Origin of the sequence: Desulfovibrio desulfuricans, assembly GCF_004801255.1 — a bacterium.
Lineage (GTDB): Bacteria > Desulfobacterota > Desulfovibrionia > Desulfovibrionales > Desulfovibrionaceae > Desulfovibrio > Desulfovibrio desulfuricans_C.
On record NZ_CP036295.1, the window covers coordinates 1,948,951 to 1,973,821 of the forward strand.

Here is a 24,871-nt window from a genome sequence, read left to right on the forward strand (position 1 = left end):
TAGGCGGTGCCGCCGCTGGTACGCGTCCGCCGCTGGGGCAGCCGGGATTTGGTCAAACCGCCAGGCCTCCGCTGGGTTCCACGCCGGGCTCCACCCTGCCCCCCCGCACGGGCGTCACGCCGCCAGCGAGCGGCATGGCGGCTCAGCGCCCCGCGCAGACCTCGCCTGCCACAAGCGCACTGCGTCCGCCGCTTACGCCCGCTGCCGCATTTCGCTCGCCCACGCAGGCAACCGACAGTGCCCGCGCAGCATCGCCCTTTCGCAAGGACCTGCAGATTTCTGACGAGGAATTTTTGCAGCTGCGCGACTTTATCTACCAGCAATGCGGCATTTTTATTGCCGAAAACAGAAAGTACCTTGTTGAAAACAGGCTCTCCAACCGCATTAAAGAACTGAACCTCAAAAGCTACAGCGATTATTACAACTTTTTGCGGTTTGACGGCAGTCGCCGCACCGAGCTCAACAAGCTGTTTGAGGTTGTCACCACCAACGAAACCAGCTTTTTCCGCAATCCGCCGCAGCTTGAGGTGTTTCAAAAAAGCGTGCTGCCCGACATTCTCGACCAGTGCCGCAAGGCAGGCCGCAAAAAGCTGCGCATCTGGTCCGCAGGCTGTTCTACGGGTGAGGAGCCCTACACCCTCGCCATCATCCTGTGCGAGGTGCTCAAGGGCGAAATTTCCAGCTGGGACATCAAAATCACCGCAAACGACCTTTCCGAAGCCGTTCTGGCGGCGGCGCGGCGCGGCGTCTACAACGACTACGCCCTGCGCACCACGCCCAAAGAGATCGCGGACGCCTATTTTATCAAAGAGGACGCCCAGTACAAGATCAAGCCGGAACTGAAAGCGCTCATTTCTTTTGGCCAGATCAACCTCAACGACAAGGAACAGCTCCGCCGGGTCGAAAAGTCGCAGATCGTCTTTTGCCGCAATGTTATCATCTACTTTGACGATGAAATGAAGCGCAAGGTCATCAACGCCTTTTACGACAACCTCGAAATTAACGGCGCTTTGCTTATCGGGCACTCCGAATCGCTGCACAACATCAGCCGCGCGTTTCAGCTAGAGCACCACAAGGGCACCATCGTCTACAGAAAACTGAGCTGATGCATGACAAATGTGCGCTAAAATTCTGGCTATTGCCAATCAGAAAGGGGGCGTAGGCAAAACTACAACTTCCATTACCCTGAGCAGCGCCCTTGCGCGCCAGGGCAAAAAAATTCTTATTCTTGATCTGGACCCGCACGCATGTGCCACACTGCATGCGCGCATATACCCAGAGGCCATCGACTGCAGCCTGCACGACCTTTTTCTTGCGCAGGAAGAAGCGTGGCCCGACATATGGCCGCGGCTTATTCATCCTGACGCCCTGCCGGGAGTGGATGTGGCCCCTGGCAGCATTCGGCTTTCCGAGCTTGAGGTTGATTTTCGCGAGCGGCAGGCCAAGGGCAGCGTGCTTTTGCGCAGCCTCGGCCAGATACGCGACAGGTATGATTTTATTGTTCTGGATTGTCCGCCGCATGTGGGCATACTGCTGGTCAACGCCCTTGTGGCCTGCGACCTGCTGATAATACCGATACAGACAGATTTTCTTGCGCTGCACGGGCTCAAACTGTTGTTCGATACGCTGCACACGCTGAACAAGGCTCTGGGCAGGGCCATCCGCTACCGGGCGGTGCCCACCATGTACGACAAGAGGGCCAAGGCTTGCACACGGGTTTTGGAACTGATGCGACGCAAAATGGGGCAATCCATGTTCACTACCGTTATCGGCGTTGACACGCACTTTCGCGAGGCAAGCGCCCAGGGTTGCACCATTTACGACATTGACGCCCGCTCAAGGGGCGCGGGTGGCTATGATTCGCTTGCTCAGGAAGTGGTAACGCTATGGTAAAAACGCCCGAAGAATACTTTGCCGACCAGTGCCTTGCCGTGCCGCAGGCTGCCGACGCAACCCTGAGCACGGCGGAGAAGGCTTTTGTGCAAAAATATCTTGGCAGCGATACGCTGCAGGATATGCCCGTACTCGAGCCGGAACAGGTGCTCGCCGGACCAGCGGCCCTGTCGCCAGACCACGACGCCGAGCCACGCGCTGCAAAGCGCGCAGGCGCGGAGGCCTCCTTGCCTTCGTTGCGCACACGGCTTGCAGCGCAGGAACAGGTGCAGATGGTTTCGTTTTATGTACGCGAACAGGTTTTTTTACTGCCTGTTTCAGTGATTGTGGAGGTGCTGCGCTACATGCCGCTGACCCGGCTGCCCATGGCGCCCCCGTTTATTGCAGGCGTAGTCAACCTGCGGGGCAAGGTAACCCCGCTGCTGCATCTCGACGCCTTGCTGACAACCGATCAGACCATGCGCTACACGCAAAAAAGTTTTATCATTGTTTGTGGAACAGATGATATGCAACTTGGCTTAATAATTGACAAAGTGCATACCATGTATATGGTTTCAAAAGACAGTATAAGCTGGAATATTGAAGCGCAACTGGGCGAAGGTGCAGATTTTCTGTGCGGCCTGGCCAATATCAATGAACGACTCCACGGCATTATCGACCCGGAAATGATTGTCGACAAACTCATTGAAATATAAACCGCCAAAGTGGTTGGCGCGTTTGCATGATCGACTTGCCAACAATCTGAATAATCTCTAGAGTTCGGTGAATTTTGTACGGCAGCCAACATCAGACGGACAGGATCACACACATGAAAAAACATATTATGGTCGTAGACGACTCCAAAACTATCCGTAACCTGGTGGCCTTTGTTCTGAAAGGCGAAGGCTTCAAGGTCAGTACTGCCGAGGACGGCCTGGACGCCATTGAAAAGCTCTACAGCCTTGAGCCTGTAGACCTTATTGTTTCGGACGTAAACATGCCGCGCATGGACGGCTTTACGTTTATCCGCACAATACGCGCCCAGGATGCCTATAAGGATATTCCCATTATCGTGCTTTCCACAGAAGGTCAGGAAAAGGACATTCAGACGGGCATGAGCCTGGGCGCAAACCTGTACATGGTTAAGCCGGCTCAACCTGAAAAAATGGTTCGTAATATAAAGATGCTTCTGGGCTAGCCGATAAGAAAGACAGTATATGTCCACTTCGGACAATAGTGTGCTTTCAGCCATATAAAGGTATAGGTTATGAGCCAGGAATTTTTTGATCCGGAACTTTTCGCCGACTTTATCGCGGAAGCCAAAGAACATCTCGAAACCATCGAGCCCAATCTGCTTGAACTTGAGAAGGCTCCGGACAATCTGGCACTGCTGAATGACATTTTCCGCCCCATGCACTCTCTCAAGGGCGCGTCGGGTTTTCTGGGGTTGAACCGCATCAACCAGCTTGCGCACAAGTCCGAGAACATTCTGGACGAGCTGCGCAAGGGCACCATGGTGGTGACCTCGGAAATTATGGATGTCATTCTGGCTTCCACGGACGCCTTGCGTCAGATGATAGATAACCTTGAATCCACCAACGCCGAAGGCGATGTGGAAATCGATCATATCATGGCGCAGATCGAAGCCATCATGGCTGGCGAAACTTCGCCCCAGGTGGCTGCCGAGCCCGCTGCCGAAGCGGCCCCCGCCAATGCCGTTTCCGCTGCCGAAGCAGTTGCAGACGACGCTCAGGCCGCCAAAGAAGCAGCCCCCTCACTTCAGGCAGAAGACAACGCTTCAGCCGCTGACGAGCCAGACAGCGAGGCGGCCCCCACGGGCAACGGCAGGCAAAACTCCGACGCTCCGGCCATGACAGGCAAGGAATGGGTGCTCACCCTGCCCGACATACCTTCGTATGCCCTCACCGCGTTTGGCGAGGGGCATCTCAAAGATTTTATCGACGAGTCCAACGACACCATCGAAAGCCTGACCAACGGCCTGCTCGATCTGGAAGAAAACCCCGTTGGCCGGGACGAACTGGTCAACGATATTTTCCGCTTTTTCCACAACATGAAGGGCAACAGCGGCATTATCGGCTACGCAGAGCTGAATGCCCTTACCCACGAGGCGGAAACCCTGCTCAACAATGTTCGTCAAGGCAAAATTACCCCGACCCACGAGCTCATCGACCTGCTGCTGCTTGTTGTCGACGTGCTTGAGGCTCAGGTGCAGCGCATCAACATTGAAGCGGGCACCGCCACCCCCTTCAATATCGAGCCAGTGGTCAAACAGCTTCAGCTGGCCCAGACCGGCGGCCCCATTTCGCTGCCGCAAGAGCTGCTCGACGCGCAGGCCAGCCAGAACGGCGCCGCAGCCGGGCAGCAGGAAGCTGAAACAGAGCACGCAGATGAACCGGCAGCCTCCGCCAGCCAGGAGGAGCACGCCCCGGTTGAGGTGGTCATGCCGACCATCATTGCCGTCGGTGCTGAAAATGACGACATCGACGCCTTCCGCGCCACCGTGCGCCAGCAGCTTGAAATAATTCATGCCGCCCTTGAAACGCTCAAAAAAGACGGCAGCCACAAAGATTCCATCGACGCCATCTTCCGCTGCCTTGTGGCGGTCAAAAACGCCTGCGGCTTTATGGACTTTGAAGAAATCAAGGTCTATGCCGAGCGCACTGCGGGCATTGTGGATCAGGGACGGATCAGCGGTATTGATTTTGGCCTGATGGTGGACCTGCTTGAACAGGAAGTTGCCATCATCAAGGACATGATACAGCAAAAGCTGGACGGGCCAGCCCCGGCTCCTGCGGCCCAGGTTGCCGCGCAGCCCGCAGCGCCTGCCAGCGCGGCCAAGCCTGCCGATGAGCCAGCTCCGCACGCGCAGAATGAGCAAGCAGGCAAGCATGAGCCTGCCCCTGCCGCGCACGCGCCTGCGGCCAAACCGGCGGAACACGCCGCTCCGGCCCCGGCGGCTGCAAAGCCCGCGCCCGCAAGGCCAGCGCCCGCCAAGCAAGCGGTTGCAGCCAGGCCAGCTGCGCCCGCCAAACCTGCCGCACCGGCCAAGCCCGCCGCGCAGGCGGCGGCCCCGACTCAGGAAAACCACAAGGGTTCATCCACCATCCGCGTTGACCATGAGCGCCTTGACCATCTGATGAACCTCATCGGCGAGCTCATCATTAACCGCAACCGGTACACCCTTATCGCCCGCTCGCTTGAAGACAACGGGCACGATGTAGATATTTCGCAGGTAGCCCAAAGCCTTTCTGAAACCACCTATGCCATGGCCCGCATTTCGGACGATTTGCAGGACACCATCATGAAGGTGCGCATGGTGCCGGTTTCCTCCGTGTTTTCCCGCTTCCCCCGCCTGGTGCGCGACCTTTCGCGCAAAAGCGGCAAGGAAGTGGACCTGATCATGGAAGGTGAGGAAACAGAACTGGACAAGAGCGTGGTGGAAGTTATCGGCGACCCCCTTGTCCACCTCATCCGCAACTCGGTCGACCACGGCATTGAACCGGAAGAAGTGCGCCTGGCCGCTGGCAAACCCGCCAAGGGCAAGGTCACGCTGCGCGCCTTCCACAAGGGCAACTCTGTGGCCATTGAGATTGAAGACGACGGCAAGGGCATAGACCCGGTAAAGATGCGTGAGGTAGCCGTGCGCAAGGGCGTCATCACCTCTGAGGAAGCCGCCCAGCTCGACGACCGCGAATCGCTGGAGCTGATCTTTGCCCCCGGTTTTTCGTCGGCGGAAAAAATCACCGACATCTCCGGTCGCGGCGTGGGCATGGATGTGGTGCGCACCAACATCAAAAACCTCAAGGGCAGCGTCAGCACATATTCCGAGGTGGGCAAGGGCACACGCTTCACCCTCAGCCTGCCGCTTACGCTGGCCATCATTGACGCGCTTATGGTCAATGTTTCCGGCCAGATGTATGCCATCCCCCTTGATGCTGTCTCTGAAACCACCAAGATTGAGGCCGAGCGCCTCACAGACGTCAAGGGCCGCAAGGCCGTTACCCTGCGCGGCGAAGTGCTTGGCGTTGTCGAGCTTTCAGAAATGCTGGGCCTGCCCCGCACCGACCCCCTGCCCGACGTTCTCTCTGTGGTAGTCATCCACGACAACGACCGCCGTCTGGGCCTCGTGGTCGACCGCCTGCTTGAACGCCAGGAAATCGTTATCAAGCCCCTCGGCGCATACCTTGGCGACCTCAAGGGCATTTCGGGCGCGACCATCATGGGCGACGGCTCGGTCATCCTTATTCTTGACCCGCACGAAATTTACATCCTGGCCACATCCAAGGCCTCGTCCATGGGATCAGGCGACCAGGGTAAACAGGCAATTTCCGCCAGAGTGTAAATGACAGGGGGCTACGACCCCCTTTCTGTTTTACAGCCTTATCGCACAGGGCATACCATGATCGAACTGTTGAGCAACCGTCGCAGCATACGCAAGTTCACCCCGCAGGCGGTGAGTGAGCAACACATTGAAAAACTCCTCGCCGCCGGGCTGCTCGCACCCTCCTCCAGGGATACGCGGCCGGTTGAGCTGGTGGCCGTGCGCGACAGGGCGGTTATCAAAGCCCTTGCCGCCTGCCGCGACTCAGGCACCATGCCCCTTAATACGGCCTCGCTGGTTGTGGCGGTAACGGCCAATACCGGCAAGGCTGACGTGTGGGTTGAAAACGCCTCCATTGCGGCCATTCTTGTGCAGCTTGAGGCCGAAAAACTGGGGCTTGGCTCGACATGGGTGCAGATGCGGCTGCGCACCAACGGCGACAAGTCCGCCGAGGACGAAGTACGCAAAACACTGGGCGTCCCCGCCAATTACGGTGTGCTCTGCCTGCTGGCCATTGGGCATAAGGACGAAATCAAGCAACCCCGCCAGCTCGACGAGGCAGATTGGGCGCGCACCCACAGCGAGCACTTTTAGGCTGTTTTTTGGGGGTCGGTTGCACACGCGAATACGCGGGTAGAAGCAGAAGACGCACCCCAGCCATGCGCCGAGGCATGACGGCTGGACGGGGTCGCCATTTTTTGAGAAAAATTCTTGCCTTTCCACTCTGCATGAGCTATATGACCTTTTCGCGCGGTTACGCCCACATGCAACGCTGTCATCTTTTCGGCGCGGGCTTTGTTTTACGCCGCATTTGAAATGAACTATTTTTTTGCATATACGGAGGAATGTATGAGCAAGGAATGCATCTTTTGCGGCAAAAAGCCCCAGGTCGGCAATCTTGTGAGCCACTCCAACATCAAGACCAAGCGCCGCTTTAATCCCAATCTGCAGCGCGTGCGTCACCAGTTCCCCGACGGTAGCGTGCGGACCCTTTCCGTCTGCACCCGTTGCCTGCGTTCTGGCGTTGTGGTTAAGCCCACGGTGCGCAAGCAGGCTTAATTGCCTTTTTTTTGCAGTTCTTAGCCCCGACAGGTTTCTGCCGGGGCTTTTTTGCTTATGCGCACACCAATACCCAAGGTATTTGCTTTTTCGCGCTACTGGCGCATCCGGCGCAGGCCCAACAGCCTGCCCCTCGACTGGCGTCCTGTGGCCGGGTCGCAGGGCTACACCCGCTATACGAGCTTTCGCGAATGGCTGCTTGTGCTCAATGCCTGCGGCATACCACACCAGACAGCCCAAATGGGCGGGCGGGAATATATTTATGTACCCGCGCTGTACGAAAATATCGCCCTGACAGAGCTTGGGGCCTTTTACCGCGAAACAACAAGGCCCGCCCCCGAGCCGACGCCTCTCAGGGTTTTTCCGCACGCTTTTTTGGCGGCTCTGGCCCTGCTGCCGGTCATACTGTGGCACGGCTGGCGCATGGGCTGGTGGCATGCCCCGCAGCCGCTGCCGCAGCCCGAGCTGTGGAGCGGCGCTGGCGTGCTCGACATCGTGCGGGTTCGCGTTTTTAACGAGTGGTACAGAACCGTCACCGCGCTTGGCCTGCACGCCAGCCTTACCCATCTGTGCGGCAATGTGGCCTTTGGCTCCATATTTCTTACGCTTCTGGCACGCCTCACAGGCGTCGGCAGGGCCATATGGCTTACGCTGCTTGGCGGGGCGCTGGGCAATGCCCTGACCGTGCTGCTGCGTCCGCATCCGGTGCTGAGCATGGGTTTTTCTACTGCGCTGTTTGCCAGCATTGGGGCTATTGCGGGTTTTATGGCAAACCAGCAAAGCGGCAGGCGCAAAGCCATGCTGCCGGTGGCGGCGGCAGCCGCCCTGCTGGCCATGCTTGGTACTGAAGGCGAAAATACCGATTATGCCGCCCATCTGGCCGGTCTGGCCTGCGGGCTGGCGTTGGGCGCGTTTGAGGCTTGGAGGGTGCGCAACCACCATGCTGGTCTGGGCCAGTGGAGTGCGGCCGCGGCAACGCTTTTTGTGGTCTGCGTCGCGTGGTGGCGGGCCTTTGCCGCCATAAACGGCTGACAATGCAAAAGGGCCCTGACGAGCATGCTCGTCAGGGCCCTTTTGCATTGTATTGCGCACACGACAGGCGGCAGGCGTCTTTGCCCCCAAGGCCGCGTTCCTTACTTCGACCCGCAGCCCGGCCCGGCTTTAAACAGTTTTGCCGTTCTTGCTCAACTTGTGCAGCGTACGCCCCAACGGAGCCTCCCTGTGAAAAAGCAGCAGAGGCAGTATGGCCCCGATAGCCAGAGCGCACATGATAAAAAAGGCCGTCAGCCCGTTGTAGACAACGCTCACCAGCACAGTCTCCCCCTGGGGGGTCCCCGCTGTATTGAGAAACTTCAGGGTAGCCAGAATAGCCTTATAGGCAAACATACCGGGTATCATGGGCAGCAAAGCGGGGAAAACAAACATCTCGGCCGGGGTGTGACACCGGCGCGCGATGGGCATGCTGCAAAAGGAAATGATCAGCCCGGCGCAGAGTGAGGCGCTGGCGATGCCCACATGCGCCTGCAGCAGCAAAAAACGGCTCATATGCCCTGTAGCCGCGAGCAAACCGGCCATAACGGCAATACGCTTGGTCGGCCGCGAAATGGCCGCAAAGCCCACGGCGGCAATCGCCGCAAGCAGCCCGTCAGCAAGACAATCCACCAGCATCATAGTGAATCCACCCCCATCAGCAGCATGGTTGTGGCCAGCCCCAAAGCAATGCAGATGATGAGCGTGCTGGCCTGAATAAGCCGCGAGACGCCCATGAGCACATGCCCGTCAAGGATGTCGAGCATGGCGTTGATAAGGGGGATGCCGGGGATAAGAAAAAGCACGCTGGCGGCAATGGCAGTCTGCGGTGTGCCGCCCAGCTGCAGCACTATGCCCACAGACGCCAGCAGCGAGGCTGCAAACGCGCACAAAAAAAAGGTGACCTTTACATCCAGGCCCCAATGCAGCAGCTTTTGCCGCAGATAAAAGCCCAGCAGGGTCGCGCAAAACACCAGACCCATGGCTGTCAAATCGCCGTTGAACAGGCCGCAGAAGGCCGCATTGGCGCACGATACAAGAAATCGCAGCAAGACGGGGTTGATGGTAGGCACCGCGCAAATGGCGCTGAAGCGCTGGCGCGCCTCGTCAAGGCTAAGGTTTTCGTCAGCGATGCTCCAACTCAAGGCATTGAGAGCGGCTACCCGCTGAAAATTGGGCGCGCCCGACACAATGGAGCTCACCGCAGTACGGCGCTCAGCCGGAATGCCCCCCTCGGCAGGCTTGATGACCGAAAGCATCAGATGCTTGGGAAAAATGGCCAGCTCAACTTCAAAACCATATGCGCGCGCAATGCGGCAGGCGGTGCGGTCCACTCGTGTGGTCTGCCCGCCTGCCCCAAGCAATGTTGAAGAAAATACCTGAATAAATTCAATAAGTTCTTTAGCTGTAAGAACGCCAGGCGCATTGCCCGAAGCCCCGGCGGCCATGCCGCCGGCAGCGTCCGCCATTGCCCTGTCGCCCTGCAGAGCGCATGGCGTAAACATAGACAGTTCGTTCAGACTGCCCTGCCTGTTTGTCAAACCCATAAACTAGATCCCTGTTTCATTATCAAGAAAAACCCAATGCAGCATGCGCTTGTGCACACGCAGCCGGTATTCTGCCTGCTGCACCAGCAGCGAGGCCTTGCTTGCCAAAATGGCGTCGTCAACCCCAATGGCCGCCACGGGCGAGGCGCTCAACATCAGATGCACATCGGTCGCCGCCTTGGACAGCAGCTCAGGCCCAACGCGCCAGTGCGCACGCTCCTCATCCGTCAGGCCGCTGCGGCAGCCCGCAAAAACATAATTGGCCCCGCGCACGGCTTCTTCGGGGCTATCCACAAAGGTGACATGCGTGCCCAAACGGGCGGCGGTCTCTTTGAGCGGCCCTGCGTCGCTGCGCGAGGGCAGCGCCACCCGCAACGCAAACGGAAACCACGCCGTGGCTTCTATGAGCGAATGCAGCGTGCCGTTGACGCAGCCCATCCAGCCGCAGCTAACGCCGTTGAGATAGCGCGAATTGCGCAGCATACAGGCAATGTCTGCAAGGGCGTGCGCGGGGTGCGCGTCAGGGCTGCCAGCATTGATCAGGGGGAAGCGCAGACACGAGGCCTCCATGTCCCACCCGCCCACGGGCATGCCGTACATATACAGGCAGTCGATATAATAGCTGAAAACCGGCAGAAGCTGTTCCTGATAATCGCTCATTTCGGTACGCCAGCTGCCGCGGTTGCCTTCATAAACCACGGCGCCGCCCATCTGCCGCACAGCCGCCGACACGCAAAGCCGCTCGGGCAACGAGTGTTGCGAAAACATCAGCAACGCTACGCGCTGCGCCATAAAATCGGATTGCATTTTCGGTTCCGGCATGCCCAAAGCCTGCTGCACCAACAGCCAGGAAGCCTTTTCCCCAAGGCTTTTGATACTCAAAATATGTCTTGCCATATATCCTCCGTGACGGGCGTCACATACAGATTCTTTGGCCCGTAATAATATCTTATCAATGCAATAAATTTCTGTCCAGCAGCGCAAAAACTAGAGCCAGCAGATGACAAGGGTTGCCGTCCGTGGCCAGGGCATTTTTTACCATCATGAAAAAAACAGCACATGGCTATTTTTGTCGCATTAATACCCATTGTGTACTTGTGATTTAATCCACTTTTCAGCTAAAGTACGAGGGCCCACTTGCAGGGCCTACAGGAGCAAGAATGAAAGCTTTTCTTTTTGATCTGGACGGAACGCTGATTGACAGCCTGGAAGACATCGGCCAGGCCTGCAACGACGTTCTCGCCAGCCACGGCTACCCCGTGCATCCCCTGCCAAAGTACAGGTATTATGTGGGACGCGGTTTTCACAAACTCGTCAGCGACGCCCTGCCCCTGGGCGAGAGCGCGAAACTTTCCACAGCCGAGCTCTCCGCTCTGGTAACGGAGGCCCGCGCTCAGTACGGCAACAACATGTGCGTGCACACCAGGCCCTACGACGGCATTACCGGGGCCCTGCTGGCTCTGGCCGCGCAAGGTCATGCGCTGGCGGTGCTTTCAAACAAGCCTGACGACCTTACTGTCGCGCTGATCGGCCGCTATTTTCCCGATGTGCCTTTTGCGCTCGTGCGCGGAGGCCGCGATGGCGTGCCCCTCAAACCCGAGGCGGACGCCCCCCTCGACATGTTGCGTCAGATGTCGGTTTTGCCCGCCGACAGCTTTTATGTAGGCGACAGCAATGTGGATATATTTACTGCCCGCAATGCGGGTATGACCTCAATCGGCGTAGCCTGGGGTTTTCGCGGTGCGGAAGAACTGCGCGCAGCCCAGGCCGACCATGTTATCGAAGCACCAGAGGCGCTGCCGCGTCTTGCAAGGGAGGCATAGCATGAAGCGTCCCATCATTGAGATCGATGAAGAAAAGTGCAACGGTTGCGGGCAGTGCGTACTCGACTGCGCCGAGGGCGCTCTTGCCATCATTGACGGCAAGGCCAAGCTGATAAGCGATATCTACTGCGATGGCCTCGGCGCATGCCTGAACTGCCCCGAGGGAGCATTGCGCCTTGTGGAAAGGGATGCGCCGGAGTTTGACGAAGAGGCCGCGCTTGCCGCCAAGGCAAAACGCGAGGGGGCGCAGTTGCCCCAGCATCGGCCCCACGGCGGCTGCCCTGGCAGCATGGCGCGCACGCTCACGCCGCTTACCGGCGGCCCGGCCCCTGCGGGAGCTGCCGGCGACCTGCAGGCGCAGGTGCCCACATGGCCCATCCAGCTGCGCCTGCTGCCGCCCAGCGCGCCTTTTTTGAAGGGCGCCAACATATTGCTGGCCGCGCACTGCGCGGGCTTTGCCCTGCCCAACCTGCATGCCGACTGGATGCGCGGGCGCGTCCCCATTATTGCCTGCCCCAAGCTTGAGGATAACGAAATTCTGGTGGAAAAGCTCACGGCCATCATCCAGAACGGCGGCATTGCGGGCATTACTGTCCTGCGCATGAGCGTACCCTGCTGCGGCGGGCTCGAGCGCCTGGTGCACCGGGCGCTTCAAGCTGCCGGCAGCACCTTGACGCCGGAGACGCATATTGTACAATTGTAAAAAAATAAGCATACTTTTGCATGAACCCGCAGGGAACATGTAAAAATTCACTGAGGCTCGCCTTGACAAAACATAGTGTAGTGCTATGTTTTAAAGACGAGCCTCAATTGTTTGTAATTGCCGACAAACTCAACCCCACAGACGGGGCTTGTAATGCGGCGGAACACAAGGCCCGCCCAGACAGACAGCTTTGCCGAGAAGGATCATAGACATGCCTATCAAGATTCCTGCGGATCTTCCCGCCTGTGCAGCGCTTGAGAGCGAAAACATCTTTGTGATGACGGAAGACCGCGCCGTCCAGCAGGACATACGCCCGCTGGAGATCGCCATAGTCAACCTTATGCCCACAAAAATCGCCACAGAGACCCAAATGTTGCGGCTTTTGAGCAACTCGCCCCTGCAGGTCAACATCACGCTGCTGCGCACCGAGGCGCACGAATCCAAAAACACGCCGACACAGCATCTGGAACGTTTTTACAAAACATTTGGCGAGATCCGCCACGGCAGCTTTGACGGCATGATCGTGACAGGAGCGCCTGTGGAGCATCTGCCTTTTGAAGATGTGGATTACTGGCAGGAACTGCTGGAGATAATGGCCTTTGCGCAAAGCCGCGTATATTCCACCCTGTACATTTGCTGGGCGGCGCAGGCGGCCCTGTACCATTTTTACGGCATACCCAAGTACACGCTGCCTGCAAAGCTGTCGGGCATTTTTGACCACAACATTCTTCAGCCGGGCTGCCGCCTGTTCCGGGGATTTGACGACACGTTTACAGCCCCCCATTCGCGGCATACGGAGGTTCGCGCCCAGGACGTAAGCAATCAGCCAGCCCTGCGCGTTCTGGCCCAGTCGCCTGAAGCGGGTCTGGCCCTGGCCGAAAGTCTCGACCACTCGCAGGTCTTTATGACCGGCCACCTTGAATACGACAGGGATACCCTGGATGCGGAGTTTCGCCGCGACCTCGAGCGGGGCATGAACCCGCAGCCGCCCAGCCACTATTATCCCGACAACGATCCCACTCGTCCGCCCCATGTCAGCTGGAGGGCGCACGCGCATCTGTTTTATTGCAACTGGCTCAACTACTATGTTTATCAGGAAACGCCCTTTAGCCTTACCGCTATCGCCCGTAACCGGCAGGGCATGTAAGCACCGCTGCACACTACAGGGAAACGAGGATGCCAATGCGATTTTCTACCAGAACCCGTTATGGATTGCGCTTTTTGCTGCGCCTGGCGGCACAGCCGCAGGGCACGCTTTTGCAACTGGGGCAAGTGGCCCGCGAGGAAAACATATCTTCGGGCTATCTGGAGCAAATAGTACGGGCGCTGCGCCCCATGGGCATTCTCAGGGCCGTACGCGGCTCAGGCGGCGGATACTCTCTTGCCAAACCCCCGGCTGATATTAACATAGAAGAAGTCTTTCAGCACCTTGAAGGTGAAATTTCCCCTGTGCGCTGTCTGAGCAAGGGCCGTCACTGCCAACGCGAGGGTCACTGCTCCACACGGGGCTTCTGGACAGAACTGGATGGTCACATCCGCTCCTTCCTGCAAAAGCGCACCCTGCAGGAAATAATCGACACAGAGAAATGCTCCGTAACGGGAGGCAATCATGTGGAATTACACTAAAGCCGTTCACGACCACTTTCTGCATCCGCACAATGTGGGTCCCCTGGAAGACGCCAACGCCATAGGCGAGGTAGGCAGCCTGACCTGCGGCGACGCCCTTAAGCTCTACCTCAAGATCAACGACCAGCATATCATCGAGGGCGCGAGCTTTGAAACCTTTGGCTGCGCCAGCGCCATTGCCTCCAGCTCTGTGCTCACAGACATGGTCAAGGGCATGTCGGTCGAAGACGCCCTTAAAATCACCAACAAGGACATCACCAACGCCCTTGGCGGCCTGCCCAAGCAAAAAATGCACTGCTCCGTCATGGGGCAGGAGGCCCTTGAAGCCGCCATCCGTCAGTGGAAGGGAGAGCCTCCGGTGCCCCACGCCCACGAAGACGGCAAGCTTGTGTGCAAGTGCTTTGGCATCACCGATGCCCAGATCATACGCGCTATTACCGAAAACGGCCTTAAAACCGTTGAAGAAATCACCAACTACACCAAGGCTGGCGGCGCGTGCGGCGAATGCCTTGATGAAATCGCCGAGATACTGGCCGCCCAGCTCAAGCAAAAGCCGCTGGTCGAGCTCAAGCCCAGACCGCGCCTTACCAATGTGCAGCGCATGCAAATGGTGCTGAAGACCATTGAAGAGGAAATTCGCCCGCAGCTTGCGGCCGACGGCGGGGACATTGAACTTGTGGATGTGGACGGTCTGCGCGTTGTGGTTTCCCTGCGCGGGCGGTGCGCCCAGTGCCGCTCCAGCGAGGTGACCATTCGCGATCTGGTGCAGCGCATGCTGCGCGAGCATGTAGAAGCCGACATCGTGGTTGAGGAGGCCTAACCGCCATGAAGACCATCTATTTTGACAACAACGCCACCACAGCGGTGGCGCCTGAAGTTCGCGAGGCCATACTGCCCTACCTGGGCGAATTTTATGGCAACCCTTCGAGCATGCACACCTTTGGCGGACAGGTGGCGGACGCGGTTGAAACAGCTCGCGAAAACATGGCCGCCCTGCTGGGCGCAAGCCCGGACGAAATCATCTTTACCTCGTGCGGGTCTGAAAGCGACAACGCCGCCATCTGGTCGGCCACACAGACCCAGCCCGAAAAACGCCACCTCATCACAACAAGGGTTGAGCACCCTGCTGTGCTCAGCGTCATGCAGCACTGGGAACGCCAGGGCTACCGCGTCACCTACCTTGGCGTAGACAACAAGGGCCGCCTTGATCTGGATGAATACGCAGCAGCCCTCACCTCCGACACGGCGCTGGCCTCCATCATGTTTGCCAACAACGAAGTGGGCAACATCTACCCCATCCAGCAAATGGCGGAAATGGCCAAGGACAAGGGCATTCTGTTCCACACCGACGCCGTGCAGGCCGTGGGCAAAACCCCCATTGATCTGGCCCATCTGCCCGTTGACATGCTTTCGCTCTCTGGGCACAAGCTGCACGCCCCCAAGGGCATTGGCGTGCTCTACGTTCGCAAGGGCGTTCGTTTTCGCCCGTTTTTGCGGGGCGGGCATCAGGAAAAAGGCCGCCGCGCCGGTACGGAAAACGTGCCCTATATTGCCGGCCTTGGGGCCGCAGCCAAGCTGGCCGCTACCCACATGCAGGAAGAACGCGTCAACGTTGCCCTGCTGCGCGACAGGCTTGAAAAGGGCCTTGTGGAACGCATACCCGACTGCATGGTCAACGGCGATGTGGAAAACCGCCTGCCCAACACCACCAATATCGCCTTTAAAAACGTGGAAGGCGAGGCCATCCTGCTGATGCTCGACAGGCTGGGCGTGTGTGCAAGCTCCGGCTCGGCGTGCACGTCGGGCAGCCTTGAGCCCTCGCATGTGCTCCGCGCCATGGGCGTGCCGTTTACCTTCGCGCACGGCTCCATACGCCTTTCGCTTTCGCGCTACTCAACGCAGGAAGAAGTGGACTTTGTCATCGAAAACTTCCCCGACGTGATCAAAACCCTGCGCATGATTTCGCCCTTTAAAAACTAGCTGTTGCCCATACCCAATAGCAAGCAATAACTCGTGTACAAGCAGTGCCGCTCCCCAATACAGGTGCGGCACTGCTTTTTTGGGACACGGCGAGTCGCTGGCAGCTGCAGGCCGGCAGTTGAAAAATGCACGGCCGCAGCGCATCCTGACGGGCCATATTTTTTTTGCGTGCTGCAGCCAACTGCCGCATGTGGCTATTGCCTCCATGTCGCTATTGACCTTTCGTTTTAATTTGAATAGCCATCTTGTGATGGGAGAATACGTTTCATGCGGTCCATTCGTCTTTTTGATTTGCTGATGGGTTTTTCGCGCGCACTTGATATGGTTACGCCATTCCTTGCGGGTCATCATTTGCGCGTTGCCTTTTTAAGTCAGATTATTGCCGAGCGGCTGCGGCTTTCCGCCTCCTCCCGCAAGTACATGCTTATGGCCAGCATGCTGCACGACATAGGGGCCATACCGCTTAAAAGCGAGACCAAGGACCTTGTTTTTGAACGCAACAAGGCACTGCACTGCCGGGCTGGCTGGGCCTTTTGCAAAACAACCGGTCTGCCGCGTCCGGTTTGCGACATGGTGCTGCACCACCATACGGAATGGGACAGTTACAGCCCGGAGGATCAAAACGCCCTGCCTGCCAACTGCATACACATGGCTGACAGGATTGATATTGCCCTGCGCGGCAAGCAGTTTGCTGACCTGCGCGGCATCTGCCGCATGTTGCAGGCCAAAACCAGTGAATACGCCCCTGAAAACCTCGCGGCGATGGAATCCGTTGCTGACGATGCCGCTGTGAACAGCCTTTTGGCCAGTCCCCAAAAAATGGAACAGCACCTGGCCTCAACCTTTGGCATGGTTGTTCTTGGCCCGGTGCAGCTTGTGGATTTGTGCGGCCTTTTTTCGCAAACCATCGACTCCAAAAGCCCCTTCACGGCCACGCATTCCATGGGCGTGGCGCACACGGCCCGTATGCTGCTCAAACTCAGCCGTATGGCCGATATCGGCGACCTTACAACCATGTTTATCGCCGGGCTGCTGCACGACATAGGCAAACTTGCCATCCCATTGGAAATTTTGGAAAAACCAACGTCCCTTACCCCTAAAGAAATGCTGCAAATACAACAGCACGCCCAAAACAGCCTGGAACTTTTGGGTTCCATACCCGGCTTTACCTGCGTGCGGGAATGGGGGGGAAGACATCACGAACGCATTGACGGCACAGGCTACCCCGAACGAGTCAAGGGGAGCGGCCTTTCCCTGCCGGTGCGCATTATCGCCGTGGCGGATGTTTTTACCGCGCTGACAGAAGACCGCCCTTACCGTCAGGGCATGCCCCTGCCCAAAGCCATGGCGCTCATTGAGTCCATGGCCGAGCTTAACTACCTCGACGCAGATGTGGTAAGCCTGCTCGCCGACAATGTGGCTCAGGTAAACAGGGCGCGCATCCGCGCCCAGCGCCGCGCGGCTGCAAATTTTGTGGTCATGCGCAGATTGTGCGGCGCGACTGCTGCGGCCTGATCCCCTGCCGCATTCCCCACACTACCCATAGGGGAAACAAAGGGGCGTTCCTGTAATTTTTCTGCTTATTGCTCCCCCTTGCAGGTCTGCTCACCTACAGCCCACGCATCCTTTTTTGAGCGCTGCGGTTATCCTTTCACTTGTCTTTTCTGCCTGCGGGCTTGTGCCGCGTTACAGGTACCTGCTGCCCCTGCGCAAACTCTCCGCCGCAGTGTCCCAAAAGGTCGACGAGGCCCCGCTGGTCATCACCACAGCATGCGATGTTATACGCGTGCTCGAAGACAGCCTGAAAACGCGGGCGGGCGCGCTCAGACGCGACCTCAACGAGGCCCGGGGTACTGTCGAAAAACTGCAGCACGAAGTGCAAAGCCTGCGCAAAGTCGCACCGAGACCGCTCAGGCCCAGCGCTGCACTGTCCACGCCCACCCCTGCACTGCCGCCCTCGCACGGGCAAAAAAAAGCCCCGCAGATGCGGGGAACACTGGTTTATGAATGGCAGCTTATGAAAACTGCCCCTGCCTGCGCCGTGCCAGGGGAGATATCACGGGATGTTTCTGCGCCGAGGTTGCCCAGCACTGATGCCTTCTGGCGAAATCACTCAGCTGCGGCGCAGCCCTGCGGCTATCCGCTCTCTGTCGGCGCGGTCAAGCAGCCGCTGGTTTGAGCTGCCCCTGAACTGCAGCTCAAGATCGCGCAGGTCTTCCATGTAGGGGCCGTCCACAAGAATATCCGTCAGATCCAGCAGCCGGCCTGTCCAGGGGTCGTCGCGCGCCAGCAAGGCCTCAAAAACATAGCCGGTGTAGGTCATCACGCTTTTTCCCATGGCTCGCGCGCCCGCTGCCACGGCGCAAAGCGCCTCGGCCTGCTCAAAAGGTTCGCCGCCCGACAGCGTTATACCCGACAACAGCGGATTTTCCGCCATCTGGGCAAGGGCGGCCTCTGCCGTCAGCAGAAAGCCGCCCTCAAAGCTGTGCGTCTGCGGATTGTGACACCCCTTACAGTGGTGCGGGCAACCCTGCGTAAACAGTACATACCGCAGCCCCGGTCCGTCCACTATGGATTCCTCCACAATGCCCGACAGCCGCATGAGCGCGGTCTTGCATGATTCAGGCATGCTTGACGCGGTCGTGCTCTTCAGCGCGTTTGGCGTTGTTGAAACGGTCAAGCGTTCCCACAAGGTAACCAGTGATGCGGCGGGTGCGTTCAAAACCCACATTCTGCCCAACCAGTTTCTGTGCGGGTTTGGTTTCCGCAAACAGACTCGATTTCATCAGCATGTGCTCTCTCCTTGCTCTAAGCAAAAGATGGTGAAAAAAATGTATGTTACCGCTAGTCCCACTTGGGGGTGTGCGGGTATTTTTTGCGCAATTGTTCAAGCAGTTCGGCGCTTACGGCCTCGCCTTCCTTGCGCCCGCAACGGGGGCAGGCTCCGTTGATCACGCCCACGTAACCGCAGACAGGGTCGCGGTCGAGAGGATGGTTGATGGAGCCGTAGCCAACGCCGTTGTCGTGCATAAAACGGATAATACTTTCAAATGCCTCAAGATTTTTGCAGGTGTCGCCGTCCAGCTCCACATAGGTAATGTGGCCTGCATTGGTCAGGGCATGATAGGGAGCCTCAATCTGTATTTTTTTAAAGGCCTTGATGGGGCAATACACCGGCACGTGGAAGGAGTTGGTATAATAATCCCTGTCGGTGATGCCGGGGATGCTGCCGTACTTGGCCTTGTCGAGCGTGACGAAGCGCCCGCTGAGACTTTCGGCGGGGGTGGCGATGAGTGAAAAATTGAGACCGGTTTTTTCCGCTTCTTCGTCGCAGCGCTTACGCATCTGGGAGATGATTTCAAGCCCCAGTTTCTGCGCTTCTTCGCTCTCGCCGTGATGTTTGCCCACAAGCGCCTTGAGCGTTTCGGCAAGGCCGATAAAGCCCACCGTCAGCGTACCGTGCTTGAGCACTTCTTCAATGCTGTCGTCCCAACCCAGCTTGTCAGAATCAAGCCAGATTCCCTCGCCCATGAGGAAAGGATAGTTGCGCACCTTTTTGGCGCTCTGGATCTTGAGCCGGTGCAAAAGCTGGCGAAAAACGAGGTCGATCTTGTCGTTGAGCAGGGCGTAAAAACGGTCTATGTCGCCCCGCGCGTCCAGCCCCAGGCGTGGCAGGTTAATGGACGTAAAACTCAGGTTGCCGCGCCCGCAGGTTACCTCCCGGTCTTTGTCGTACACGTTGCCGAGCACGCGCGTGCGGCAGCCCATATAGGCCACCTCGGTATTGTAGTCGCCCGGATGATAGTACTTCAGGTTAAACGGCGCGTCGAGAAAGCTGAAATTGGGGAAGAGCCGCATGGCGGATACTTCCATGGCCAGCTTGAACAGGTCGTAGTTGGGATCTTCAGTATTGTAGTTGACGCCCGACTTGACCTTGAAAATCTGCACGGGGAAAATGGAGGTTTCGCCGTTGCCCAGCCCGGCCTTGGTGGCGCGCAGCAGGTTTTTGATAACCATGCGGCCTTCAGCCGAGGTATCCGTGCCGTAGTTGATGGAACTGAAGGGAACCTGCGCCCCGGCGCGAGAATTCATGGTGTTGAGGTTGTGGATCAGGGCTTCCATGGCCTGATACGTGCGGCGCTCGGTATACTTGAGGGCCTCGCCCGCAGCGTAGGCGTGCGCACGCGCCGCAATGTCGCGCTGATCTTCGGGGGCAGCCGCTGTCAGGGCAGCGCCAAAATCGTCGCAGGTGCCCAGGCGCGGGCCTTCGGGCAGCAGACCAATGAACCCTCTGGCGGCATCAATGGCGGCCTGTTCTTCAAGCCCGTTACTGATGCGCAAAAAGGCGGCAAAGGCGCGTTCATATTCCTTGCGGTAGGTTTTGACGACGCCCTCGGCCATGGCAAAGTCAAAATGCGGCACGCTCTGGCCGCCGTGCATTTCGTTCTGGTTGGCCTGAATGGCGATGCAGGCAAGGGCCGAATAGCTCTCAATGGAATTGGGCTCGCGCAAATGCCCGTGCCCCGTGGAAAAACCGTTTTTAAACAGGGGGATCAGGTCTATCTGGCAGCACGTTTCCGTGAGCATGTAAAAATCTTTGTCATGAATATGGATGTCGCCGTTGATATGCGCGGCCGAGGCATCCTTGGGCAAAATGTAATTGTCGATAAAAAACTTTGAGCCTTCAGAACCGTACCTGAGCATGGTTCCCATGGCCGTATCACCGTCGATATTGGCGTTTTCGCGCTTTATATCCTCCTGCAGGGCAGGAGAATAGGTGAGTTTTTTATAAATATCCATGAGATACGATTCCGCATTACGGATCTTCGTATGCTCTGCGCGGTAGAGAATGTAGGCCTTAGCGCTTTTGGCGTAGTCGTACTGGATGAGCGTTTCTTCAACAACATCCTGAATTTCTTCAACATGTTTGAGACTGCGCGACTCCAGCTTTTTGCACACCTTTTCGGTGACAAACAGCAGGTCGGTGGGCGACATGTCTTCACCACCCACAGCCTGGTTAGCCTTGGTGATGGCATTGAGAATCTTGACCGAATCAAAAGGCACTTCCGTGCCGTCGCGCTTTATTATGCTGACGAGCATGCAATTCGCTCCAACTTGTGGGCCATGAACAAAAAGGCCGCCCGGTCAAAACGGGCGGACGGGCCATTGCTGGCCCATTTGTGATGGTTCTTCCGCAAAAGCCCGTTGCAGAGGATCCTTTTTCTAAGAACGGTTGAAAGCAGGTCTTCCGGCTTGCCTGCCGCATTTCTGCCTTCCCAGATTACCCAGTGGCATGTAGTGAAATGCGGTTTTGAACAGGCTCACGGCGGCGGGTCCGCTCCCGATTTGCACGGGCATTCCCTATTAAGCTCCATGGCGCTTTCAATGTCTAGAAAATCTCAAAAGACTTGCATTGTGTCAATAAATGCGCAAAAAAAACATGTCCAAGGTTCAAAGCAAAACACTGTTTAGATTACTGAAATTTGTTATTTGCCCTTATTTTCACCATGTACAGGCCGCACAATAGAGGGGCGGTGACAAAATTGTTCGCCCTTGTAGGCTGCCGGATCACGTCAGGTGACCTGCTGCAACTGTGATGTTGATTGCGCTCACGAAACATTTCGCCATGCACGCAGGCACGCTTGCCCGCATGGCGCTGCCGCTCCTGACACGGCACTGCGAACGCAGCCGATGCCAGTGCGAGCCTTCAGTAGAAGGCAGTTCCAATAAGCGCAAAAATGAACCTACTCTACCCCCGCCCTCTTTTCAAGACGGCCCCCCCGCAGCTTGGGAACTTAGGGAAAACTTGACATTCTAATTTGCCCGCAAATTGCCAAAAAATCAGCCTGCAAAAACTTTTTTTGTATGATAAACTGAGGGTTGGGCAAATTTTCATTTACTCCCCCTCATCCGTTGTGCGCCGCGCCAACCGCCGGCTTTTGCGCATCATGGGCACAAGGCGCACTGCCAGCCTCCCTGCCGCCGCAAAAAAAGAGCCGTACAGCTTGCCGCCTCCCCGCCAGATGCGGAAGGGCGGCCCAGCCATACGGCCCGGAACAGGCGTAATCGCCGCCTAGGGCAGCAAGGTCATGTTATACAGATTTTTTTCATCCAGGTATTTTTGCGCCACTGCCTGAATATCCGCCGGGGTCAGTTTGGCCGCCTTGTCGATGAGCGACTTGCTGAAATCGCGCGGCAAGCCCAGCACCGCATCTGTCGCGGCAACTCCGGCGCGGGCGTCAAGGCTCTGCTTGTCGCGGTAGTACTCGCCAAGCAGACGGTTGGCCCCGGCTTGCAGCAATTCCTCGGGCAGGGGTTTGGCCTTGATGTCGGTAATAATCTTGGCAAAGCCCTCGCGCGCCTGCGCGACCCTGTCGGGGGTGGTGCCAATGTAAAAAGCCATCATGCCCGCCTGGGGCATGGCGCGGTAAAAGGCCGTGACCGTGTACCCAAGGCCCTGCTCGTCGCGCATCTGGCTGAACAGCAGGCCGCTTTGCCCGGAGAGCACCGACTGCAGCAGCATGAGCGCGGGCGCGTCGGGATTCGTATAGGGCACAGCCTTAAAGACCTGCAGCACGTGCGCCTGGTTGCGGCCCGGCAGGTGCAGGTCGAGGCTGCGGGCGTCGCCCCACGAGGGCGTTGCCAAGGTAAAGCCCTTGCCGTCAGGCGTGGGCAGGCTGCGGGCAAAGGCCAGCACGGCCTCGCGGTCAAAGTCGCCCGCCACGGCAAGCACCCACGGCTGCACCAGCTGTTTCTCCCAGAACCCACGCACATCCTTGGGGGTAAACTTGCCAAGGTTCGCCTCCGTGCCCAGGCTGTCATACCCGTAGGCCTGCCCGCCAGGAAAGAGGAAGGGATTGACGCGGGAGAACAGATACGCGGTAGGCCTGTCCGCACGCTGACGGATGGCCGCCTTCATGTTTTCCGCCTCTCGCTTGATCTCCTTGGCTTCAAACCGGGGCTTGCCCAGCACGTCGGACAGCATGGCGAAATAGTCGGCGTTAAAGCGCGCGGGGCCGGTCACCGAAACGGTAAAGGTCTGCAGTCCAGCCTTGGCGCTGAGCGAAGCGGCGCGGTCGGCAAAATACCTTTCAACGGCCTGCGCATCCAACTTGCCGCAGCCGTCGCCAATCGTGCTGGCCGTCAGCTCGGCGAGCCCCTGCTGCTCGGGCTTGAGCAGCGCGTTGCCGCCGGGCAGCATCATGTCCATGGCCACATAGGGCACGGTTGCGTCAGGGATGAGAATAACCGTGCGGCCCTGGCCCAGGTCGACAACCTCCTGCTGACCGGCCGATGCCGCGGCCTGCTTTGCCGCCTTGGCGGCGGCAGCTCCGGGCCAGTTTTTTTGCAAAATCGCCTCAAGGTCGGGCAGCTTGACGTTTTCGGGCGCAAGCACGCGCACCCTGACCAAACCGGGGTCAAGCCAGAGGTCAATGGCCTGCTGCACCTGCGTCTGCGACACATTGCGCTGGGTGAAACGCAGGTTTTGTTCCGCCTGGTTGCCGCCCAGTTCAAATTGCACAGCCCCCAGCCAGGCCGCCAGACCGTTGAGCGTCTCCGCCGAGCGGTCAAGGCTGTCCTCAAGGTTGTAGCGGGCGCGCTTGAGGGCTTCAGGCTTGAAATCCGCAGCCTTGAGTTTGGCAAGGTCAGTGGTCAGCCCCTGCCAGAAGGCCTCCAGCTTTTCCGGCGCCATATTGGCGGTGACGTACAGCATGCCCGCGCGGTCAAGGCTCATGTTGCCCACGCTTATGCCGTCCACGAGCTGCTTCTCGTATTCATACTTGCGGCTCAGCAGCGAGGTTCCGTCGCCGCCCAGCAGGTAGCTCAGCACGTCGAGGTCCACAGACCGCAGGTCGCGCAGAGAGGGCGCGGGAAACGCCATGCCGAGGTAAACCTTGTTCCAGGGGCCGCGCACCACTTCAACGCGGGGGCCGCCGGGGGCTTTGCGCAAATCAACCGCAGGGGGCGCAACAACGTCGTTGGTATTGGTCAAACCGCCAAAAAGCTCCTGCGCGTGCTGCTGCACGGCCTGCGGGTCAACATCGCCCGCCACCAGCAGCAACATGTTTTGCGGCTGATACCAGCGCTGCACATAAGCGCGCAGGTCGTCAGCCGTAACAGCGCGCACGGTTTCCTTGAAGCCGATGATGGGCCGCCCGTACACGGTATTTTGCAGGGTCGAGGTTTGCAGGCTTTCAAACAGCCTGCTCATGGGCGAATCCTGATCGCGCTCAAGCTCGGAGATCACCACTTCCTTCTCCGACTCCAGCTCCTTGGGATCAAGAGAGGCCTGGAAGGCCATTTCCTTGACCACATCCATGCCCATGCGCCAGTGCGCAGCGGGCATGTCGGTCATGAACCAGGTTTTGTCAAAGCTGGTGGCAGCGTTGAGGTAGCCGCCAAGGGCCTCCACATCACGCGCCACCTGCCCCTTGGGGCGGTGGTCTGTGCCCTTGAACACCATATGCTCAAGCAGGTGGCTGATGCCCGCCTGTTTGACGTCTTCGTTGACAGAGCCAGTGCGCACATACAGACGGGTCGCCACCAGCGGAAAGCGGGTATCCTTGATGATATACACAGAAAGCCCGTTGGGCAGACGCGTCAAAACCTGCTGCTCTCCCGGCGCGGCAGAGGCCGCGCCAGCCAGCAAGGCCAGCAGCAGGGGCAATAACAATAAAATGCGTTGCATGGTTGCTCCTGAAAATAGATTACAATCCGCACCATCACGGCAGACAACGAGAGGTATACGGCCATGACCGGGATTGCTGTTGCACCAACTGAAATAATAATACCGTCAGCGCGGCGATGCAAGTCGCCGTCAGGGGCGTGTACCCAAACGGCAGCCGCGCTCACGTAAATCTGCTCGCGCACAAAGAAGGCCGCAAAAAAA

Annotated in this window: 23 protein-coding genes and 1 riboswitch; of the genes, 16 read left to right on the forward strand and 7 right to left on the reverse strand. The window is 58.1% G+C overall.

Going from position 1 to position 24,871, the window contains the following annotated elements:
• Positions 1-269 precede the first annotated feature (269 nt).
• The 8 genes from DDIC_RS13975 to DDIC_RS08125 all read left to right on the forward strand — a co-directional run bounded on the left by DDIC_RS13975 (position 270) and on the right by DDIC_RS08125 (position 8,305).
• Positions 270-1,106, forward strand: a complete 837-nt coding sequence (locus DDIC_RS13975; protein ID WP_247647598.1) for a CheR family methyltransferase — start codon at positions 270-272, stop codon at positions 1,104-1,106.
• Positions 1,107-1,116: 10 nt separating this feature from the next.
• Positions 1,117-1,893 carry a ParA family protein gene (locus DDIC_RS08095; RefSeq protein ID WP_136399967.1) on the forward strand — a complete coding sequence of 259 codons (777 nt, stop codon included), beginning with the start codon at positions 1,117-1,119 and terminating at the stop codon, positions 1,891-1,893.
• A complete protein-coding gene (locus tag DDIC_RS08100; protein ID WP_136399968.1) occupies positions 1,887-2,588 on the forward strand; it encodes a chemotaxis protein CheW in 702 nt (233 codons plus the stop codon). The genes DDIC_RS08095 and DDIC_RS08100 overlap by 7 nt, the downstream gene beginning before the upstream one ends.
• A gap of 113 nt (positions 2,589-2,701) precedes the next feature.
• Positions 2,702-3,070 carry a response regulator gene (locus DDIC_RS08105; RefSeq protein WP_136399969.1) on the forward strand — a complete coding sequence of 123 codons (369 nt, stop codon included), beginning with the start codon at positions 2,702-2,704 and terminating at the stop codon, positions 3,068-3,070.
• 69 nt (positions 3,071-3,139) lie between these two features.
• Positions 3,140-6,235 carry a chemotaxis protein CheA gene (locus tag DDIC_RS08110; protein WP_136399970.1) on the forward strand — a complete coding sequence of 1,032 codons (3,096 nt, stop codon included), beginning with the start codon at positions 3,140-3,142 and terminating at the stop codon, positions 6,233-6,235.
• A 57-nt stretch (positions 6,236-6,292) separates the two neighbouring features.
• Positions 6,293-6,808, forward strand: a complete 516-nt coding sequence (locus DDIC_RS08115) for a nitroreductase family protein (RefSeq protein ID WP_136399971.1) — start codon at positions 6,293-6,295, stop codon at positions 6,806-6,808.
• Between the two features lie 255 nt (positions 6,809-7,063).
• Entirely contained in the window at positions 7,064-7,273 is a 210-nt protein-coding gene (rpmB, locus tag DDIC_RS08120; RefSeq protein WP_027180796.1) for a 50S ribosomal protein L28, read from the forward strand.
• 57 nt (positions 7,274-7,330) lie between these two features.
• The gene (locus tag DDIC_RS08125) at positions 7,331-8,305 is read left to right on the forward strand and encodes a rhomboid family intramembrane serine protease (protein WP_247647424.1); all 975 of its coding nucleotides are present in this window, start codon (positions 7,331-7,333) and stop codon (positions 8,303-8,305) included.
• Positions 8,306-8,434: 129 nt separating this feature from the next.
• On the opposite strand, the gene DDIC_RS08130 is transcribed toward DDIC_RS08125, so the two are convergent.
• The 3 genes from DDIC_RS08130 to DDIC_RS08140 all read right to left on the reverse strand — a co-directional run bounded on the left by DDIC_RS08130 (position 8,435) and on the right by DDIC_RS08140 (position 10,746).
• Complete coding sequence (locus DDIC_RS08130) at positions 8,435-8,944, reverse strand: threonine/serine exporter family protein (protein WP_136399973.1); 510 nt, start codon at positions 8,942-8,944, stop codon at positions 8,435-8,437.
• Positions 8,941-9,771 (reverse strand): threonine/serine exporter family protein, encoded by an 831-nt coding sequence (locus DDIC_RS08135; protein ID WP_247647425.1) that lies wholly within the window; start codon positions 9,769-9,771, stop codon positions 8,941-8,943. The genes DDIC_RS08130 and DDIC_RS08135 overlap by 4 nt, the downstream gene beginning before the upstream one ends.
• 81 nt (positions 9,772-9,852) lie before the next feature.
• Positions 9,853-10,746 carry an ornithine carbamoyltransferase gene (locus DDIC_RS08140; protein ID WP_136399975.1) on the reverse strand — a complete coding sequence of 298 codons (894 nt, stop codon included), beginning with the start codon at positions 10,744-10,746 and terminating at the stop codon, positions 9,853-9,855.
• A gap of 263 nt (positions 10,747-11,009) precedes the next feature.
• Here DDIC_RS08140 and DDIC_RS08145 point away from each other — a divergent pair, with 263 nt between their 5' ends.
• From DDIC_RS08145 to DDIC_RS08180, 8 genes are all read left to right on the forward strand, one after another.
• Complete coding sequence (locus DDIC_RS08145) at positions 11,010-11,672, forward strand: HAD family hydrolase (protein ID WP_136399976.1); 663 nt, start codon at positions 11,010-11,012, stop codon at positions 11,670-11,672.
• A gap of 1 nt (position 11,673) precedes the next feature.
• The gene (locus DDIC_RS08150) at positions 11,674-12,375 is read left to right on the forward strand and encodes an ATP-binding protein (protein ID WP_136399977.1); all 702 of its coding nucleotides are present in this window, start codon (positions 11,674-11,676) and stop codon (positions 12,373-12,375) included.
• A gap of 211 nt (positions 12,376-12,586) precedes the next feature.
• Positions 12,587-13,522 (forward strand): homoserine O-acetyltransferase MetA, encoded by a 936-nt coding sequence (metA, locus tag DDIC_RS08155; RefSeq protein ID WP_136399978.1) that lies wholly within the window; start codon positions 12,587-12,589, stop codon positions 13,520-13,522.
• 35 nt (positions 13,523-13,557) lie between these two features.
• Complete coding sequence (locus DDIC_RS08160; protein WP_136399979.1) at positions 13,558-14,001, forward strand: RrF2 family transcriptional regulator; 444 nt, start codon at positions 13,558-13,560, stop codon at positions 13,999-14,001.
• Positions 13,985-14,821, forward strand: coding sequence for a Fe-S cluster assembly protein NifU (gene nifU, locus DDIC_RS08165; protein WP_136399980.1), 837 nt, complete (start codon positions 13,985-13,987; stop codon positions 14,819-14,821). Before DDIC_RS08160 ends, nifU begins: the two co-directional genes overlap by 17 nt.
• A 5-nt stretch (positions 14,822-14,826) precedes the next feature.
• Complete coding sequence (gene nifS / locus DDIC_RS08170) at positions 14,827-15,981, forward strand: cysteine desulfurase NifS (protein WP_136399981.1); 1,155 nt, start codon at positions 14,827-14,829, stop codon at positions 15,979-15,981.
• Between the two features lie 267 nt (positions 15,982-16,248).
• The gene (locus DDIC_RS08175) at positions 16,249-17,496 is read left to right on the forward strand and encodes an HD-GYP domain-containing protein (protein ID WP_136399982.1); all 1,248 of its coding nucleotides are present in this window, start codon (positions 16,249-16,251) and stop codon (positions 17,494-17,496) included.
• A 115-nt stretch (positions 17,497-17,611) separates the two neighbouring features.
• On the forward strand, positions 17,612-18,160 hold the full coding sequence (locus DDIC_RS08180) for a hypothetical protein (protein ID WP_136399983.1): 549 nt from the start codon (positions 17,612-17,614) through the stop codon (positions 18,158-18,160).
• Here the strand turns inward: DDIC_RS08180 and nrdG are convergent.
• The 4 genes from nrdG to DDIC_RS08200 form a co-directional block, all read right to left on the reverse strand.
• A complete protein-coding gene (gene nrdG, locus DDIC_RS08185) occupies positions 18,095-18,610 on the reverse strand; it encodes an anaerobic ribonucleoside-triphosphate reductase activating protein (protein ID WP_247647426.1) in 516 nt (171 codons plus the stop codon). The two genes, DDIC_RS08180 and nrdG, sit on opposite strands and share 66 nt — an antisense overlap.
• Positions 18,603-18,773, reverse strand: a complete 171-nt coding sequence (nrdD, locus tag DDIC_RS08190) for an anaerobic ribonucleoside-triphosphate reductase (protein WP_136399984.1) — start codon at positions 18,771-18,773, stop codon at positions 18,603-18,605. The genes nrdG and nrdD overlap by 8 nt, the downstream gene beginning before the upstream one ends.
• Positions 18,774-18,825: 52 nt before the next feature.
• Positions 18,826-21,081: an anaerobic ribonucleoside triphosphate reductase gene (locus DDIC_RS08195; protein ID WP_136399985.1), complete on the reverse strand. Its 2,256-nt coding sequence runs from the start codon at positions 21,079-21,081 to the stop codon at positions 18,826-18,828.
• Positions 21,082-21,202: 121 nt separating this feature from the next.
• Positions 21,203-21,380, reverse strand: a riboswitch (cobalamin riboswitch).
• 674 nt (positions 21,381-22,054) lie between these two features.
• Positions 22,055-24,670 (reverse strand): M16 family metallopeptidase, encoded by a 2,616-nt coding sequence (locus DDIC_RS08200; protein WP_211088863.1) that lies wholly within the window; start codon positions 24,668-24,670, stop codon positions 22,055-22,057.
• Positions 24,671-24,871: the final 201 nt, after the last annotated feature.